We start from the raw sequence: 14,253 nt of genomic DNA, 5'->3' as shown, positions 1-14,253 counted from the left end.
GTTGGGGTGTGGGCGGGCCACCAAAGCTCACGAATCGCGGCCAGTTCTGCAAAAGTTCTGCGAAAATCAGCAAAAACAGCGGCTTACCTGTGGCCAGCGGCCGCACCGAAAAAGCTCTTGTTCTACCTGCACTTGCCGCATATACGGGTCGACGGAGCGGTGGCCGAGTGGTCGAAGGCACACCCCTGCTAAGGGTGCAGGCGGGAAACCGTCTCGAGGGTTCGAATCCCTTCCGCTCCGCCACTTGCCCTCGCGAAAGCGTTCTCCCGATCCGGCTGCGGCCGGATTTTCTCGTTGTTTTCGAGGGTTATGCGGGTGGGGCTGAGCACTGCCCCTGCTGACAGGTGGCTCGGAAGCGGTCTCTTAGGGCCGATATTCTCCGGACCTCATGACTGCGTCGATTTGGTGAATTTCTTGCAGGCGACTGAAATCATGACGTTTTTCGGCATCCCGCGCTGAGCACTTCGACAGGAGTCGCGTCCGGTCAAATGGAACCGAAATCGAACCTGCGTTGATGGCGCGGCGATCGCTCATGTCTTGGGCTGTCGCTGTTTGCGTCCATGGCTTCAAGGTCCAATGTCATAACATGGCTCTCGGCACCGGGCTCCGATAGTCTGCGCCGCACAACTCTCAGAAGTGGGCCGCGTCATCTCCACGCAACGCCTCGCTGCTAAGATCACAACACTCCGCAGGCCCAACCGTGTAGTTTTCGACCAGCAACCCTGGCTTCAGATGGATAGGTGATCGCGGCTCAACGCCGATTGGTGAGTTCGTCGCCGCTATTGCAAGGTCATTCGCTAATTGGTTTAAACGCGCATTCGAACACCGTAGGTTTTAAGTCGAGCTCTGCTTTCAGATCCCTTATCTCGCAACAGACAGGCTTGTTCCTGACGTTACCGACCCTCAGAATGAGAAATTGATCAGTATGCTGTTCGGCACGAGCAATCTCGTTTGCACTGATGAAAAATCGCGTCGCCAGCGGCCCTTCTGTCGCTTTGACTTCGACATATCGGACACGCCCGTCCGTCTCGAATGACATAATATCATAGCCGAGCGTGTCGTCATCGAGTGAGACATGGACGATCTTCGCTGCTAATTCCGGAAATTCTGCGAGCCGCCACTTCTCGTAGGCAAACGCGAAAGCTTCGCCAAGTTGTCCAACCTCGCTGTTGCGCTCTTGCCTCCTATTGTAGTCTACTTTTTTCGGGCCGCTGCTGCCCGTGCCACTCTTCGATTTGGCTCGCTTCGGCACGGGCTGCAGCGCGGTTGAGAAGTCATAGTTCTCCACTTGAGCGCCCGGTTCATTGCTGACTTCGTCAGGCTTGGCAGAAGCTGCTCCTGTGACGGCAGGAAAGTCGTCGAAACCAGCTACAATTTTGAGCAAATTCTCGGCCTGATCCGCGCTAAATTTACTCCAGTCGTGAGGACGTCGTGGCACTCCGAAGCGCGCGACGAGCGCGTTCCTTTCTTCGGGACGTCGCAGCAGAAGCTCCATTGCCAGACAGCATGTCGCGCGGGCGCGCCCACGTGGTACCTTGCCCGCTATGCCGCTGCGGACTTGCCTAGCGCCCTTGCGAACACGCTCGGAAGCACCCTGTTCTTCAGCGAAGGCATCAAGATCGTAGACGATGTCCGCAGCTCTAATCCCTTCGTCCCTGAAGGCATCACCGGGTGCGAAGCCATTAATGCGGAAGTCGAGGTAATTGAGTGAGAATAGGTTATCCCAGCCGTTGATCAACGCTGCGGGATCGAAGGCGGCGCGCAGTTCTGCCCAGTAAGCGAGAAAGGTGACATAGGGCTCGGCCCCCATTTCCCTTGCTGTTCCGTAGACGATCACGGTGCGTGCGGTCTCGTCTAGCTTGTCCTGGTTGGCGACGCTGGCAACCCGCCATCGATCCAGCACAACTGCTCCGAGGCTGGACAGAACAGGGGCACCATCGGGGGTCTCGATAAGGCCTGCCGACCGAAGGTCGGCGACTCTCTGCGTCGGATCGGTATGCTCGATCGCGCCTTTCTTCTCCACGCCTTCGAGGTTGGCAGCTACATCATCAAAGTCGCGCATGGAGGTTGCGAACGGGTCTAGCCGCCTTTCGCGCGTCGCCTTCCTCCTCCCGGTCTCATCTAGCCAAGCCGTAATCTCGTCTGCTAGCCCAATGCCTTCCCAGTCCACTCAAGCACCTCACCGCGCCGTTCATTGGCGATGATGCTACTCGTCCGAGCGGTGAAAAGATACTCGCTAACTTTTTTTGCTTTGAAGCCTCCGTAGCTCTGGTAATTGAGCCTGTCGACGGGGATGCAGCGTGCGCTACCAGCCTCGAAGAGATCTGACGCCAAGAACTCTTCGATCGCTTTTCTGCCATCACTTTCGGCGTGCTCTGATTTAAACGAACCCCAGTGGTTTCGACCATCGAAATAACTGATGACCACGTGTTCGGTGTCCGCGCGCTCGATGATTGTACGCAAAGACGGCATAAATGCTTTTTTGCTACAGAATGTTGACTTGAAATCATCGGCCATGTTCTGACCACGAACATACTCCAGTTCGGAAAAGAATTCGTCGAGGTCATCGACCTCAGCGTGCTTAGACAGCAGATTGAGCATGAAGTAGTACGAGGTGTACTGTCGGAAGTTGTACGGTGGGTCAAGGTACAACACACGGTGCGCAGGCGCGCGCCTCACAAAATCAAGACTGTCTTCAGCGCGCCCAATGAGCGGAGATTCCGGTCCTAGAAAGATCTCGTCGGGCGGCACCTCAATCTTCAGCGGGCGTAGCGCCCGTGAATCGATAAACTCTCGTGGGAAGTCGTGGTAAGTGCCTTGCGTGTTGCTGACGCGTTCGACACCGGAGATCAGCATGGCGGACAGTATACACCGCGTGCGCTGGTCGATGCGTCCGTTGCGCCACCAAAAGCGTATCCGCGAGAGCGCGCGATCGATAGTTGCCGCATTATCCGCACTGAAAAACCGACGCCGTCCTGATCGGCCACGAGCACTGAGGAAGCTGCTCTTTCCACCTTCCTCGCAATAATGGTCGTATATGTCAGTCCGAAAGATGGAAGCCGCATCGCCATGGCCGACTGGTGCGACGAGTTCGTCAGCTAGTGCGCGCCACTGCTGGTGGCGTTCGCCAGGGCTGCCCAACCTTCCGTTCGGGCCGATTGGTTGGCTTCCAGTCAGGAATGCAGTCGCGAACAGCCAAGAGAAGTGATTGATGTCGTTCGGGACGACCCGGAGTCCTGCTTGGCGCATCGCAAAGGTTGCGGCCAGCGAGCCGCTGAAGGCGTCAACAACCGTGTCTCCAGGCTCGGAGAGTGAGCGAACCAACGCGACAATGTCGGGCGCAATCGAGGATTTATTGCCCAAATACCTTTGGATCAGGCCGACCTGCATAGAACCAGTACCTCCTTATCATCGCGGCCTTTGTTGGCGTTCTCTCCGCTGTTGAACTGGCGGTAGCGGTGCGCGAATTCGATCATTTCGACACGACGGCTGCCGAACTCCTGTCGGCAGACCGCCATCAATTCCTCCAAACTTATCATTCGGGCATTTCCATCGGACCCGCGTGCTGATGCAGAGTAACTAATAATTGCGGTCGCCTTGAGCGACGCTAGATGGCCTAAAACTAGTGCAAGTGCCGTAGGGGCGTGTCGGCGGGAGGAAAACGCCGATTTGTAGCGATTGTCCGGATACAGGCCCATCGTCGGCGCCGAACCAGCTGGAAGACGCGGCAAGGTGTTGGTCGCGATTGTCTCCAGTATGTGATAGAAGCGTGAATATTGCTGTGCAGTGTATGGCGGATCAAGATAAAAGAGTTTGGCGGTTCCGCCCTCCCTGGCCACAAATCGCTCAGCCGTGTCTTGAACTGCGTGATGCCCGGCGTCGCTCTTTGGTGCAACGCTGGCTATCGTGGCACATGCCTCGCGGAATACTGCCGACACGTCGATCGCCCGATCTGACAGAAGTCGTTGGTCGTGGAACGCTGCGTTGCCGGCTCTGTTCTTGAGCGGTTGCGCGAAGTGCTTGCCTGCCGAATGAACTATACGGGAGGCAGCATGCATGAGCGCCGTCTGCGCTGCCGCGCGCTGCCACGGAGTTAAACCCGTTGTTGGAGACGCGATGACCGACGCGAGTGCATCTAGTTGTAGGGCCTGCCTCACTCCAAAATAGCTTCCTGCATAGAACGAAGTCAGCGGCGCGTCACTGTCGGCCTCTATTCTTCCATGCCGCCACGCTAGGGGTAGACGGGCCTCAAGGTCGCGCAGCGCTGTCGCGTCGGATTGTTCGAGAGAATTTCGCTCCTCCTGCGCGAAGGCAGCCCATGTGTAGTCGCGGTGAATTGAGTTCTCAGCATCGCGCAAAAGGGCCTCTGCATCGACCTCAGCGGCGATTTCACGGTCGATGCCCAACAGCGCTTGGGCGAACACCCGGGAGTAGGCCTGAGTGTCGACCGAAGTGGTGCGAAATCCAGAGGCTGCAAATGCCTGCGAGACGACGGTGGATCCAGCAAAAAGGTCGACGGCTTCTCCCTCCTGCGGAACGACGTCGCGGGCGAGAGAAGTGATAGCTTCCAACACTCGAAGCTTGCTGCCGAGGTATTGGACCGGCCGGAACACGCTCGCGCCTGCTCCTTTTGTCAAAGGTAGGCATAATGTCTCCGACGGTGCCAAAGTTGTCGCGTCGCACGTCTCACTGCCTGCAGTGATTACTTCCGATTCTTGGAGTTTCACCGAATTCTCGTAATTAGTTAGTAACTCAGAATTAAACTCAGTGGGCACTGTCTTCGTCCTCCAATAGAAGCGGCAGTGCCAACTGTTTTGATTTGACCGCATAAACGAGTCTTAGAACCGCGTACTCTACCAAGTATGACTTAGATAGAGGTGGCCTATGATCCGCCGCCAAGGCTTCCAGTTCGCTATTTGTCTCGTCACTCAAACTTACTGAAAACCTGACCTTGGCTCCCATAATCAACTCCACCTGCTCGCGTTTGCACCATACTGCACCAAACCGGTGCGGAAGGAAAGCGTTTGCCTGAGGCAGGGTCAAATCGTGCGCACAGCCCGAAGCATGCGGCGCTGTTCTTCCCACTCCCCCGGAAACGCTACGAGCAGGTCGTCCAGTTGGAATTTGGTCGGCTGCCGACTGACAAGAATGGCCTCGACGATGTCGGGCGCGAGCAACGTCAGGCGCAGGACACGAGTCATGTAGGAAGGCGCGATGCCCTCCCGTTCGGCCAGTTCGGCGATGGTAGCGAACTCTCCCGACTCCAGCATCCGTTTCCAGCGGAACGCGCGAGCCAGTGCCTTGACCAGCGTGTTGTCGGTCCGTGGCGAGTGCGCCGCGCCTTCTGGCAACTGCATCTCTTTCCGTCCGCCCCGCTTCACGATGCGGAACGGGACATGGAGTGTCACGGTGTCGGGGACTGGCGCACCGCGTGTCACCCAACTTCTCCGTTTCCACCAGCCAGCATCTCGCGGGCCAGGCCGCCGAGGCCCTCGACGCGCAGGCGGAGGTTGAGCCCGTCAGTGCCAATATCCACGCGCTCGACTAGCAGTGCCACGATGCGCGCCTGTTCGGCCGGGAACAGTTCATCCCACAGCAGATGGAGCTGCTGCAGCGCCGCGCGGGCGTCTGCCTCGGTGATCTCGCAATCCTGCGCCCGCGCCGTCTTCCACGTCCCCGCAACGATCTCGGGCTGGCGTAACACGGCGCGAAGCTGGTCGATGACGGCGGCCTCGATCTCGCCCGCGGGCACGCGGCCGACCGGGCAAGATCTAGCGCCATGCTTAAGCACGGTCTGGCTGACATAATAGCGGTAAAGCCGCCCGCCCTTGCGGGTGTGGGTCGGCGAGAAGGCTGCGCCATCAGGGCCGTAGAGCAACCCTTTCAGCAGCGCGGGCGTGTCGGCACGGGTGCGTGCGGCGCGCTTGCGGGGGCTTTCAGTTAGGATCGCATGGACACGGTCCCATGCGTCATGGTCGATGATCGCGTCGTGCTCGCCGGGGTAGCTGTCGCCCTTGTGGACCGCCTCGCCGAGGTAGGCACGGTTGTTCAGCATCCGGTAGATGTACTTTTTGTCGATCCGGTTGCCGCGCGGCGTCCGGATTCCGCGCGTGCCAACCTCCCGCGCCAACTCCGTGCAGGACCCGATCTCGAGGAAGCGGGCGAAGATCCAGCGGACGTGTTCGGCGGCTTCGTCATCGACCACCAGTTTGCGGTTTTCCACCCGGTAGCCGTAGGGCGGCACCCCGCCCATCCACATGCCCTTCTTCCGACTGGCGGCGACCTTGTCGCGGATGCGCTCGGCGGTCACCTCCCGCTCGAACTGGGCGAAGGAGAGCAGGATGTTCAGCGTCAGCCGCCCCATCGAGGTGGTAGTATTGAAACTCTGCGTCACCGAGACGAAGGTCACGCCGTTCCGGTCGAACACCTCGACCAGCTTGGCGAAATCCGCCAGCGAGCGGCTGAGGCGGTCGATCTTGTAGACCACCACCACATCGACCAGCCCGTCCTCGATGTCGGCCGTCAGTCGCTTCAGACCGGGGCGTTCCAGCGTGCCGCCCGAGATGCCGCCGTCGTCATACTGATCGCGGACCAGCACCCAGCCCTCAGACCGCTGGCTGGCGATGTACGCCTCGCAGGCCTCGCGCTGGGCGTGGAGCGAGTTGAACTCCTGCTCCAGCCCTTCCTCGGAGGATTTCCGCGTGTAGACGGCACACCGCAGCTTGCGGACGACCTTCGTTTTTTCGGGCGGCTTCGTCATGTCCGCCCCCTATGGTTCTTGAGCCCGAAGAACACCCAACCGTTCCAACGCGTGCCGGTGATGGCGCGGGCGATGGCGGACAACGACTTGTAGGCCCGCCCCTGCCATTCGAAGCCGACGGCTGTGACGGTGACGACAAACTCGACACCCTGCCATTCGCGCAGGAGGCGCGTTCCGGTGATCGGGCGGTCACGGTCGGCGCGCATGCCACGCTTCTTCCTGTCGCCGCCGTCCAGTTCCACGCCAAGCCGCTCCAGCCGCCGTATCGTTTCGGGCTTCAGCCCGCCATAGGCGAGTTCCTGGATGCGGTATGCCAGGCGGGACTCGAGGTGGCGGCGGTTGAACGGTGGCGGTTCGCTGTCGAACAACTCGCGCCACTGCTTTTTCAGGTCAGGCGTCGCTGTGGTCTTGAGCGCGGCCAGGCGCGCGGGGATGGGATCGTGCGTCGTCATGCTTTCTCCGTTGAGTTCGGGGTTGCATGACGGCATCGGTCGGCCGGATAGTGTAGGCGAATTTCTCCAGTTTCGTCAGAATGTTCGCCCCGCGCGCGCTGCGTCAAACGCACCAGCCCGAGGGCAAGCAGCCCGCACAGTTCGGCGCGGCGTTCGGTGACGGTCATCAGCTCAGGCCGGAGCGGGTTGGGACGTTTCATGCGGGCAAGTCCGTGGTGGCTTGCCCTGCCTCTACTCAGGTAAGCCGGACAACGTCCCGCTGGGATAGGTGACTGCTACGCGAAAGGCGGGACTCGACTCATGGTTGATCGGCCGGGTAGAACATAATCGGAACAGTGCTTCACCTTCGCCCGGTGAATCGGTCGTGCATTTTCCGCCAGCGTTAAGCGGGTCGTGGAGGCGCAAACCGGTTTGCGACCGCAAGCGACAAGGTTTCGGGGCGAGAGGAGATTACATGGCAAAGAGGATCAAGAATTTCGTCGATCGCGCGTTCTCGCGCACCGTCGACCTCGAACTGCTTCATCGTTTGCTGAGCCCCTATCTGGGCCAGATAGATTTCGACTGGAATGGGCTCCCAGAGGACGAGGGAAAGCGGCGTGAGGCGATTTTCGCGCTCTTCGCCAGGGCTGACCTGCGATTCCCGGCAAAGCTGCAATTCGCACTCTACAATATCTCGACGCTGTCGACCGATGCCAGCGCACGAATCATCCAGGAAATCGCCTCGGAGGCTGGTATTGATGTCCTGTCGGCGTGTCGTATCGACGGGGCAGCTGACGATCTGCGCTTCACGCCGCGCTTCATGGCGCTGGTCACCTGGCTCGATCACCGTGCAATCTTCGACCGCGCCCTCAGCGCAGCGGCATTTCTTGCCCATTCGTCCAAGCTCGAACGCGACGCGGAACGGGAGGACGTCGAACTGCGCCACCACGATGCCGGGGTAAAAGACAGCTTCGCCGAATCGGCACGGCTGCACTTCGCAGGCCGCTACAACGGTCACTATTGCGATGTGCGGTGGTTCGAAGAGGACGATCTGTTACGCGTGCTGATCCTGCACGGCTCCAAGCCAGAAACCAAGAACGTCGATCAGGAGGGGGCAGAGGACACGCTGAAATTCCGCGAGATCGTGCAATCGACCATCGAGTATGACCGACGCAGGAGCGCGGTCTCTGTGGGCTCGAAGTCCGCCACCGACGCCAAGAAGCTGGTAAGGCTTTTCGGCGCCCATGTCCTTGGAGATGGCGACATTTTCGAGGCCTCGGCCAAAGAAGAACTCTACACTCTCGGTCCCCTGCAGCGACACGGCGAGAAGTTCAGGTTCACCTTCGATCCCGACGGCGACATCACGCATGTCGCCTTGCGGGAAGTGCGCATCGATGAGGCGCAACTGACCGCTACGGGGCGCTTGCGTCGCTCGCCGTGGTTTCTGGCGCTCGGCGATTCCGAGAATGCGCTCAGGCGCTTGAAGGATTTGGCCCCCGAGATCGAGGTTGCTGACGTGCGGATCGTGCATGCCAAGATCGACGTCACCATTGAAGTGGACGGCAGCGAGATCGTGGTCCCGGTTACGATCCGGCCGCCGCGCACAGTCAGCATGCGCGACCACTCGCACGAACGGCTCATCCTCGAGATGCTGGAAAACAATGACATTCGCAAACGCCGCAGAACTGATCAGGCTGCTGCTGCGGCAGAGTGATCGTCATCCGATCCGTGCCATCGGTGCGGCAGAGCTAGAGCCTTATGATCCGCGCTTCGTCCGATCGCTGCGCAATCTCGGAATCCTGGCGGATCGGGAGGATGAACGCAACGATGGCACTGCGGTCTTTCAGGTGGTCGGCGATGAATTGATCGTCGTCGATCCAGAGACCGGAGAGTGCGAACGTTACGACGACGCGCTGGATATCCAGTCCTTCGACATCGACATCGCCGCTCTCTGCCGCGCGATACGCGAGCAGTCGGGACTGAAGGGGCCGGGTCCGGTTGAGATCTCGGCCAGGATTTGGCGGCTCGGTCGCCACGAACAGCATGGTCGAACTGCCGAAATCTGCCTTGTGCGGCGACTGCGGGAGGAGAATTCGCAAGAAATCGTGGACCATGTGCGCGGCGCCATCGACAGCGAAACGCCTGTTGCCCTGATCAGTCTCGGCGATTGCGACTTGCCGACGGCGGTCGCTCGCCAGCTCGACGGCCTCCGCCTGACGGTCACCCGTGCCCTCGATCTGCTGCGCGACGACCCGGATCGCCCCTTCGCGCTCGATCTCGGTCGGGTTCGGGTGCCCACGGGACAGCAGGCCCCGGACGCGCGCCTCCAGATCGACCGTATCGGCCGCCGGGTGATCTTCGAAGGCATCGAAATCGACATCGAGCCGCGAGACTTCGACGCCTTCGCCCTGCTCGCAGAGGAGGCCATGGCCGCCGGGGGCTGGGTTTCAAAGGAGGCGCTGGCGGCAACGCTTCAGGCGAGCACAGGGCGGGAAAGCAATCCCGAACAGGTCGATCGCTGCATCAACCGGCTGCGCGATGCGTTCCGGAAGAACAAGCGGCTGGATGCGGTCCCGAGCAACGGGTTCATCGATCGCAAGTCCAAGGTCGGCGCACGTCTCGACCTTGCATCCTCCGGGATCGCGTTCATCGCCTAGACCCGTTTTCCGGCACCGGGAGATTTTCGGGAGGTTTCCGGGAGAAGCCCGAGAGATAAAGAATTTCAGCAGGTTGCATCTTCGACTGGTCAACGCAAACGACCAGGATCGAAACAGATGCTCCCTCCCATTTCCCCCAATGACCTTGCCACGCTGATCGACGAGGCGGCCATTGCGGCGCGCCGCCTGCATCGCAAGCTGGTGCTGCCCGCCGCCGATCTCGACGATCTCCGCCAGGACCTGCTGGTCGACCTGATCTGCCGACTGCCCGGCTTCGACGCCCGCCGTGGCAGCATCGGCGCTTTCGCCAACATCGTCCTGCGCAACCAGTCCTCGCGCATCGCGATCCGCCACCATCGCCAGCGTCGCGCGCAGGGCGGCACGGTGCTTTCTCTCGATGCCCCCGTTTCCGGCGCGACCGAGCCGCTGGGCTGCTTGCTGGCGGAAGCCGATGGTCTGGCCGCCTGGCATGGGCAGGACCGCTCTGCGACGGACGACGCCGACACAATCCACGATCTCGCCCGGGTGCTGGGCGGCCTGCCCGAGGAGGCGCGCGGGCTTTGCGCGGCGCTTGGCACCTGCGCTGTCGCGGAGATCGTCGAACGCACCGGCACCTCCCGTTCCGCCCTCTACCGTCACATCGCGCGCCTGCGGCTCGACCTCGCCATGCGCGGGATCGCGGTCGAGTGGGACGGTTCGAAAGCAGCGTGAGTAGAGGACCGACATGGAGATGATCGTCATGCCCCTCACCGAATTCACGCCCGCAAAGGTCCGGCCGCTCACCGACATCGAGTTCTGCGCCTGGATCGGCCAGGCCATGCCGGGCGACCGGCTCGAATATCATCGCGGGTTTCTCGGGATCGATATCACGGCGGTGATTTCCACCTTGCCGGAACCGGAACGCCGCAGGCTTGGGGCGTTGGCCAGTGCCGCCCACCGCGCCTTCGAGGCCGCGCTGGTGCATCTGGTGCAGGTCCGCGTCGGCCCTGATCGCTTCGCCTATCTGGCCATCGCGCGGACCAAGCCGCGCCATGCGCCGATCCCGTTTTCCCAACTCATCGCGACAGAGGAGGCCGCCTAATGCGCGCCACGCTTGCCTGGATCGGGGATCGGCTGCCGCCGTCCCTTTACTTTCTTCTGGCCGGAAGCTCGGCCGCATCCCTCATCGGAGACCACGACATGACCGAGACCAACGGCCTGCTTGCGCGCCTGCGCAAGGCCTTCCGCAGCCTTGAGGATCTGCCGGAGGTGATCCCCGCCGCCTGGCGTCCCGGCGATGCCACCGATCCGCTGCCCGTCGAGACCGCGAGTGTCGACGATATCGCCATCGCGATCGTCGCCGCGAATGCCGAACTCTCTGCGGCCATCCAGCGATCCTCGGCGCTGGAAAAGCTCCATCGTCTGGCGCGTGAAGCCGGGGCTGTCGGCACGGACCGTGCCGTGGATGCGGCCCTGAAGCGGGAGGGGCTGTAATGGCCATGCCTTTCCCCAGCACCGAGGCGCCGACAGAGGCCCGCCTCGACAACATGCCGAAGTTTGACGACCTCGACCGGCTGTCCATCGGTGAGATCGCCGACATGCCACCGGCGCTGCTTCTTGCGCTGCAGGAAGAAGCAGCGACCGAGACCGCCCGGGTCAAGCGCCTGAAGGACCGCTTTGAGGCGGCACTGGCGCAGCGTTATGGCGCCGCGACCGAGGCTGAGCGGTCTGCGCAGGGCAAGACCTCGGGCACCGTCCGGATCGAGGATGCGGGCGTGGTGGTGATCGCCGACCTGCCGAAGAAGGTCACGTGGGATCAGGACCGGCTGGCCGCCATGGCAACCCGGATCCGCGAGGTCGGCGACGATCCGACCCAGTATCTCGAGATCGCCTATCGCGTGCCCGAACGCCGCTTCGGGGCCTGGCCCGACGCCATGCGCGAAGGCTTCGCAGCCGCCCGGTCCGAGACCACCGGCAAACCCGTGTTCCGGCTCGAGACCCGAGACCGGTGACGCGCGGCGGCGGGACGCCCGAGCGGCAACGCCGGGCAGGTTCCCCTTCGGCACCCGGTCACCCCCGCCGCCGCGCCCCTTGCAATCCTTCGGAGAATCCCATGGCCTTCCGCATCATCACCGCCGACGAACGCCTCTCGGCCGCCGAGAACAAGACCTCGCTCGCCATCTTCGGCCCGCCCGGCGTGGGCAAGACCACGCTTCTGAAATCCCTCCCGGCCGACGAAACCGTCTGCCTCGACCTCGAGGCTGGCATGAAATCGGTGCAGGATTGGCGCGGCGCGTCGATCCCGGTGCGCAGCTTCACCGACTTCCGCGATCTGGCGGTGCTGATCGGCGGGCCGGACCCCGCGCAACATCCGCAGTCTTGGTACGGGACCGAACGGCACGCGTGGCTGCAGGCCCAGCACCGCGACAGCGGCATCGAGGCCTTCCTCGCCGCGCGCCGCATCGTCTTCGTCGACTCGATCACCGATCTGACCCGGCAGGCGATGGCCTATGCCCGCCAGCAGCCTGAAGCCTTCTCGGACCGGACCGGCAAGCCGGATGTCCGAGGCGCCTATGGGCTTCTGGGGCGTGAGGTGATCCAGGCGCTGAAGCACCTCCAGCATGCTCGCGGCAAGACCGTGATCTTCGTGGGCGTGCTGGAAAAGGTGACCGACGATTTCGGTGCCGTCACCTGGCAGCCGCAGATGGAAGGCAGCAAGGCGGGGCGGGAATTGCCCGGCATCGTGGACCAGGTGGTTTCGATGCAGTTGTTCGCCCGCGATGCCGAGGGTGGTTGGGTGCTGGACGAGACCGCCACCGACCGCCGCCTTGTCTGCAAGTCCGGCAATCCCTGGGGCCTTCCTGCCAAGGACCGCTCCGGCCGTCTCGACCTGACCGAACCGCCCGACCTCGGCGCGCTGCTCGCCCGGATCGACGGTCGCGCCTCCCATCAACCCGCTTTTGCCTCCTGATCCCTGAAAGGAACTGACATGAGCTACGATCTGAACGACGCCCAGCCTCAGATGGCCCCCATCGGCGAGCTGATCCCGGACGGCACCTTTGCCAAGGTCCGCCTGACCATCCGCCCCGGCGGGGTGAACGGCGCGACGCCGATGGATGCGGGGCTGCTGAAGGCCTCGCAGTCCAGCGATGCGCGGATGCTCGATTGCGAATTCACCGTGGTCGAGGGCCCGCATGCCCGGCGCAAGTTCTGGCAGAGCTTCACCGTGGCGGGCGGAAAGCTGGACGAGAAAGGCCAGTCCATCGGTTGGAATATCTCGAAATCCACGTTTCGCGCCATGGTGGACAGCGCCCTCGGGCTCGATCCGCGCGACGAAACCCCGGCGACCAAGGCCAAGCGGGTGCTGCCCGGCCTCAAGCATCTCGACGGCATCGTCTTCGCAGCCCGCATCATGGTGGAGCCCGCGTCCAACCCGCAATACCGCGACCAGAACCGCATCGCCAACGTCGTTCTGCCCGACGAGCCGCACCATGCCACCGTCATGCGCGGTGAAACCGTCCCGCCGGAACCCGTCAACGCCCCGCCGCGCAAGGCCGCGAGCGGCGCGGCGCCGGGCTGGCAAGCGCCGACACCGGCATGGGGCGCGGCACAGCAGCCCGCTGCAACGACCCCTCCGGCCTGGGGCGCGCAGACCGTACCCACAGCGGCTGCCGCGACGCAGGCACCGGCGTCCGCCGCGCCGGGCGCCCCCGCGATGCCCGCCTGGCTCAATGGCTGAGGCGCGGCGGAAGCGGCGGTCGGGTGGCTCTGCGCGATCCACCACCGCCGAGCCCGATGGGGCTGGGCCGGGCGACCGGCCCATGACCCCGGACGAATGGCAAGCGCATGTGACGCGCGCCGCCGCGCTGGAGATCGGAACATGGCTCGAGGCCCGAGGAAGACTGCACCAACCCATCGCAAGCCTCACCCTCGGCGACCTCGAGGCCATGGCAAGCAACGCGATCTCGCGCTGGATCGTGATGCAGACCGAGAAGCTTCAGCGGGCGGGTTGGCCGCCCGAGGACCCGATCGCGAATTTCCTACTGGGGTAGCGCTTTGCGCCGTCTGCGCGCGGGAGGCTCGTGGCTTCGGCTACGTCCACCGCCTCCAGCACGACCGCTATCCCTATCACCGCTTCTGCTCGCTCCGCTGTCAGGACGTGGGCAGCGCAATCGCCCAAAGGATGAATGGCATGATCGACAAGACCGCCCGCGAGGCACAGGCGATCCGCGACGCGCGGACGCTCTTTGCCGAAGCGTTGACCGACCTCGGGCTCATGGAGCCCTTCTTCCATCGCACCGCCGCCGATATCGACCGGCTGATCGAGGCGGCTGTCACCGGCTATGTCGACAGCATGCTGGCGCAGGGCGCACGCAAGGAGCGGACCGGCACGGCCCATGACGATCCGATTCCGTTCTGAGGGGGC

17 protein-coding genes and 1 tRNA gene are annotated in these 14,253 nt (G+C 62.6%); 11 read left to right on the top strand and 7 right to left on the bottom strand.

From position 1 onward, the window contains the following. Positions 1–153: 153 nt before the first annotated feature. Positions 154–243 (top strand) — tRNA-Ser (locus ACTTAI_RS18810). Positions 244–790: 547 nt separating this feature from the next. On the opposite strand, the gene ACTTAI_RS18805 is transcribed toward ACTTAI_RS18810, so the two are convergent. From ACTTAI_RS18805 to ACTTAI_RS18775, 7 genes are all read right to left on the bottom strand, one after another. After that, on the bottom strand, positions 791–2,062 hold the full coding sequence (locus tag ACTTAI_RS18805; protein ID WP_444453007.1) for a DUF3883 domain-containing protein: 1,272 nt from the start codon (positions 2,060–2,062) through the stop codon (positions 791–793). Between the two features lie 83 nt (positions 2,063–2,145). Further along, entirely contained in the window at positions 2,146–3,390 is a 1,245-nt protein-coding gene (locus ACTTAI_RS18800) for a DNA adenine methylase (protein ID WP_444453005.1), read from the bottom strand. After that, on the bottom strand, positions 3,375–4,613 hold the full coding sequence (locus tag ACTTAI_RS18795; RefSeq protein ID WP_444453003.1) for a DNA adenine methylase: 1,239 nt from the start codon (positions 4,611–4,613) through the stop codon (positions 3,375–3,377). Before ACTTAI_RS18795 ends, ACTTAI_RS18800 begins: the two co-directional genes overlap by 16 nt. Before the next feature lie 426 nt (positions 4,614–5,039). Further along, the gene (locus tag ACTTAI_RS18790) at positions 5,040–5,438 is read right to left on the bottom strand and encodes a hypothetical protein (RefSeq protein WP_444453001.1); all 399 of its coding nucleotides are present in this window, start codon (positions 5,436–5,438) and stop codon (positions 5,040–5,042) included. Then, the gene (locus tag ACTTAI_RS18785) at positions 5,435–6,760 is read right to left on the bottom strand and encodes a recombinase family protein (protein ID WP_444453000.1); all 1,326 of its coding nucleotides are present in this window, start codon (positions 6,758–6,760) and stop codon (positions 5,435–5,437) included. Before ACTTAI_RS18785 ends, ACTTAI_RS18790 begins: the two co-directional genes overlap by 4 nt. Beyond that, positions 6,757–7,212 (bottom strand): DUF2924 domain-containing protein, encoded by a 456-nt coding sequence (locus tag ACTTAI_RS18780; protein ID WP_444452998.1) that lies wholly within the window; start codon positions 7,210–7,212, stop codon positions 6,757–6,759. The genes ACTTAI_RS18785 and ACTTAI_RS18780 overlap by 4 nt, the downstream gene beginning before the upstream one ends. After that, a complete protein-coding gene (locus ACTTAI_RS18775) occupies positions 7,209–7,412 on the bottom strand; it encodes a hypothetical protein (protein WP_444452997.1) in 204 nt (67 codons plus the stop codon). The genes ACTTAI_RS18780 and ACTTAI_RS18775 overlap by 4 nt, the downstream gene beginning before the upstream one ends. Positions 7,413–7,666: 254 nt before the next feature. Here ACTTAI_RS18775 and ACTTAI_RS18770 point away from each other — a divergent pair, with 254 nt between their 5' ends. From ACTTAI_RS18770 to ACTTAI_RS18725, 10 genes are all read left to right on the top strand, one after another. Then, complete coding sequence (locus ACTTAI_RS18770) at positions 7,667–8,905, top strand: hypothetical protein (protein WP_444452996.1); 1,239 nt, start codon at positions 7,667–7,669, stop codon at positions 8,903–8,905. Further along, complete coding sequence (locus tag ACTTAI_RS18765; protein WP_444452994.1) at positions 8,853–9,848, top strand: hypothetical protein; 996 nt, start codon at positions 8,853–8,855, stop codon at positions 9,846–9,848. Before ACTTAI_RS18770 ends, ACTTAI_RS18765 begins: the two co-directional genes overlap by 53 nt. A 117-nt stretch (positions 9,849–9,965) precedes the next feature. Then, the gene (locus tag ACTTAI_RS18760; RefSeq protein WP_444452993.1) at positions 9,966–10,559 is read left to right on the top strand and encodes a sigma factor; all 594 of its coding nucleotides are present in this window, start codon (positions 9,966–9,968) and stop codon (positions 10,557–10,559) included. A gap of 13 nt (positions 10,560–10,572) precedes the next feature. Then, positions 10,573–10,929, top strand: a complete 357-nt coding sequence (locus tag ACTTAI_RS18755; RefSeq protein ID WP_418024675.1) for a hypothetical protein — start codon at positions 10,573–10,575, stop codon at positions 10,927–10,929. Positions 10,930–11,027: 98 nt separating this feature from the next. Beyond that, entirely contained in the window at positions 11,028–11,321 is a 294-nt protein-coding gene (locus ACTTAI_RS18750) for a hypothetical protein (RefSeq protein ID WP_444452991.1), read from the top strand. After that, entirely contained in the window at positions 11,321–11,839 is a 519-nt protein-coding gene (locus ACTTAI_RS18745; RefSeq protein WP_444452990.1) for a hypothetical protein, read from the top strand. The genes ACTTAI_RS18750 and ACTTAI_RS18745 overlap by 1 nt, the downstream gene beginning before the upstream one ends. A 101-nt stretch (positions 11,840–11,940) precedes the next feature. After that, entirely contained in the window at positions 11,941–12,798 is an 858-nt protein-coding gene (locus ACTTAI_RS18740; protein WP_444452989.1) for an ATP-binding protein, read from the top strand. Between the two features lie 18 nt (positions 12,799–12,816). Then, positions 12,817–13,566 (top strand): hypothetical protein, encoded by a 750-nt coding sequence (locus ACTTAI_RS18735; protein WP_444452987.1) that lies wholly within the window; start codon positions 12,817–12,819, stop codon positions 13,564–13,566. Between the two features lie 82 nt (positions 13,567–13,648). Further along, entirely contained in the window at positions 13,649–13,879 is a 231-nt protein-coding gene (locus tag ACTTAI_RS18730) for a hypothetical protein (protein ID WP_068767866.1), read from the top strand. 140 nt (positions 13,880–14,019) lie between these two features. Next, complete coding sequence (locus ACTTAI_RS18725) at positions 14,020–14,247, top strand: DUF6511 domain-containing protein (protein ID WP_155045842.1); 228 nt, start codon at positions 14,020–14,022, stop codon at positions 14,245–14,247. Positions 14,248–14,253 lie beyond the last annotated feature (6 nt).

It is taken from the genome of Rhodobacter capsulatus, assembly GCF_052363175.1.
GTDB classification, from domain to species: Bacteria; Pseudomonadota; Alphaproteobacteria; order Rhodobacterales; family Rhodobacteraceae; genus Rhodobacter; species Rhodobacter capsulatus_D.
Note: the sequence above shows the minus strand (reverse complement) of the source record. Positions and strands in the feature narration are given on the sequence as shown.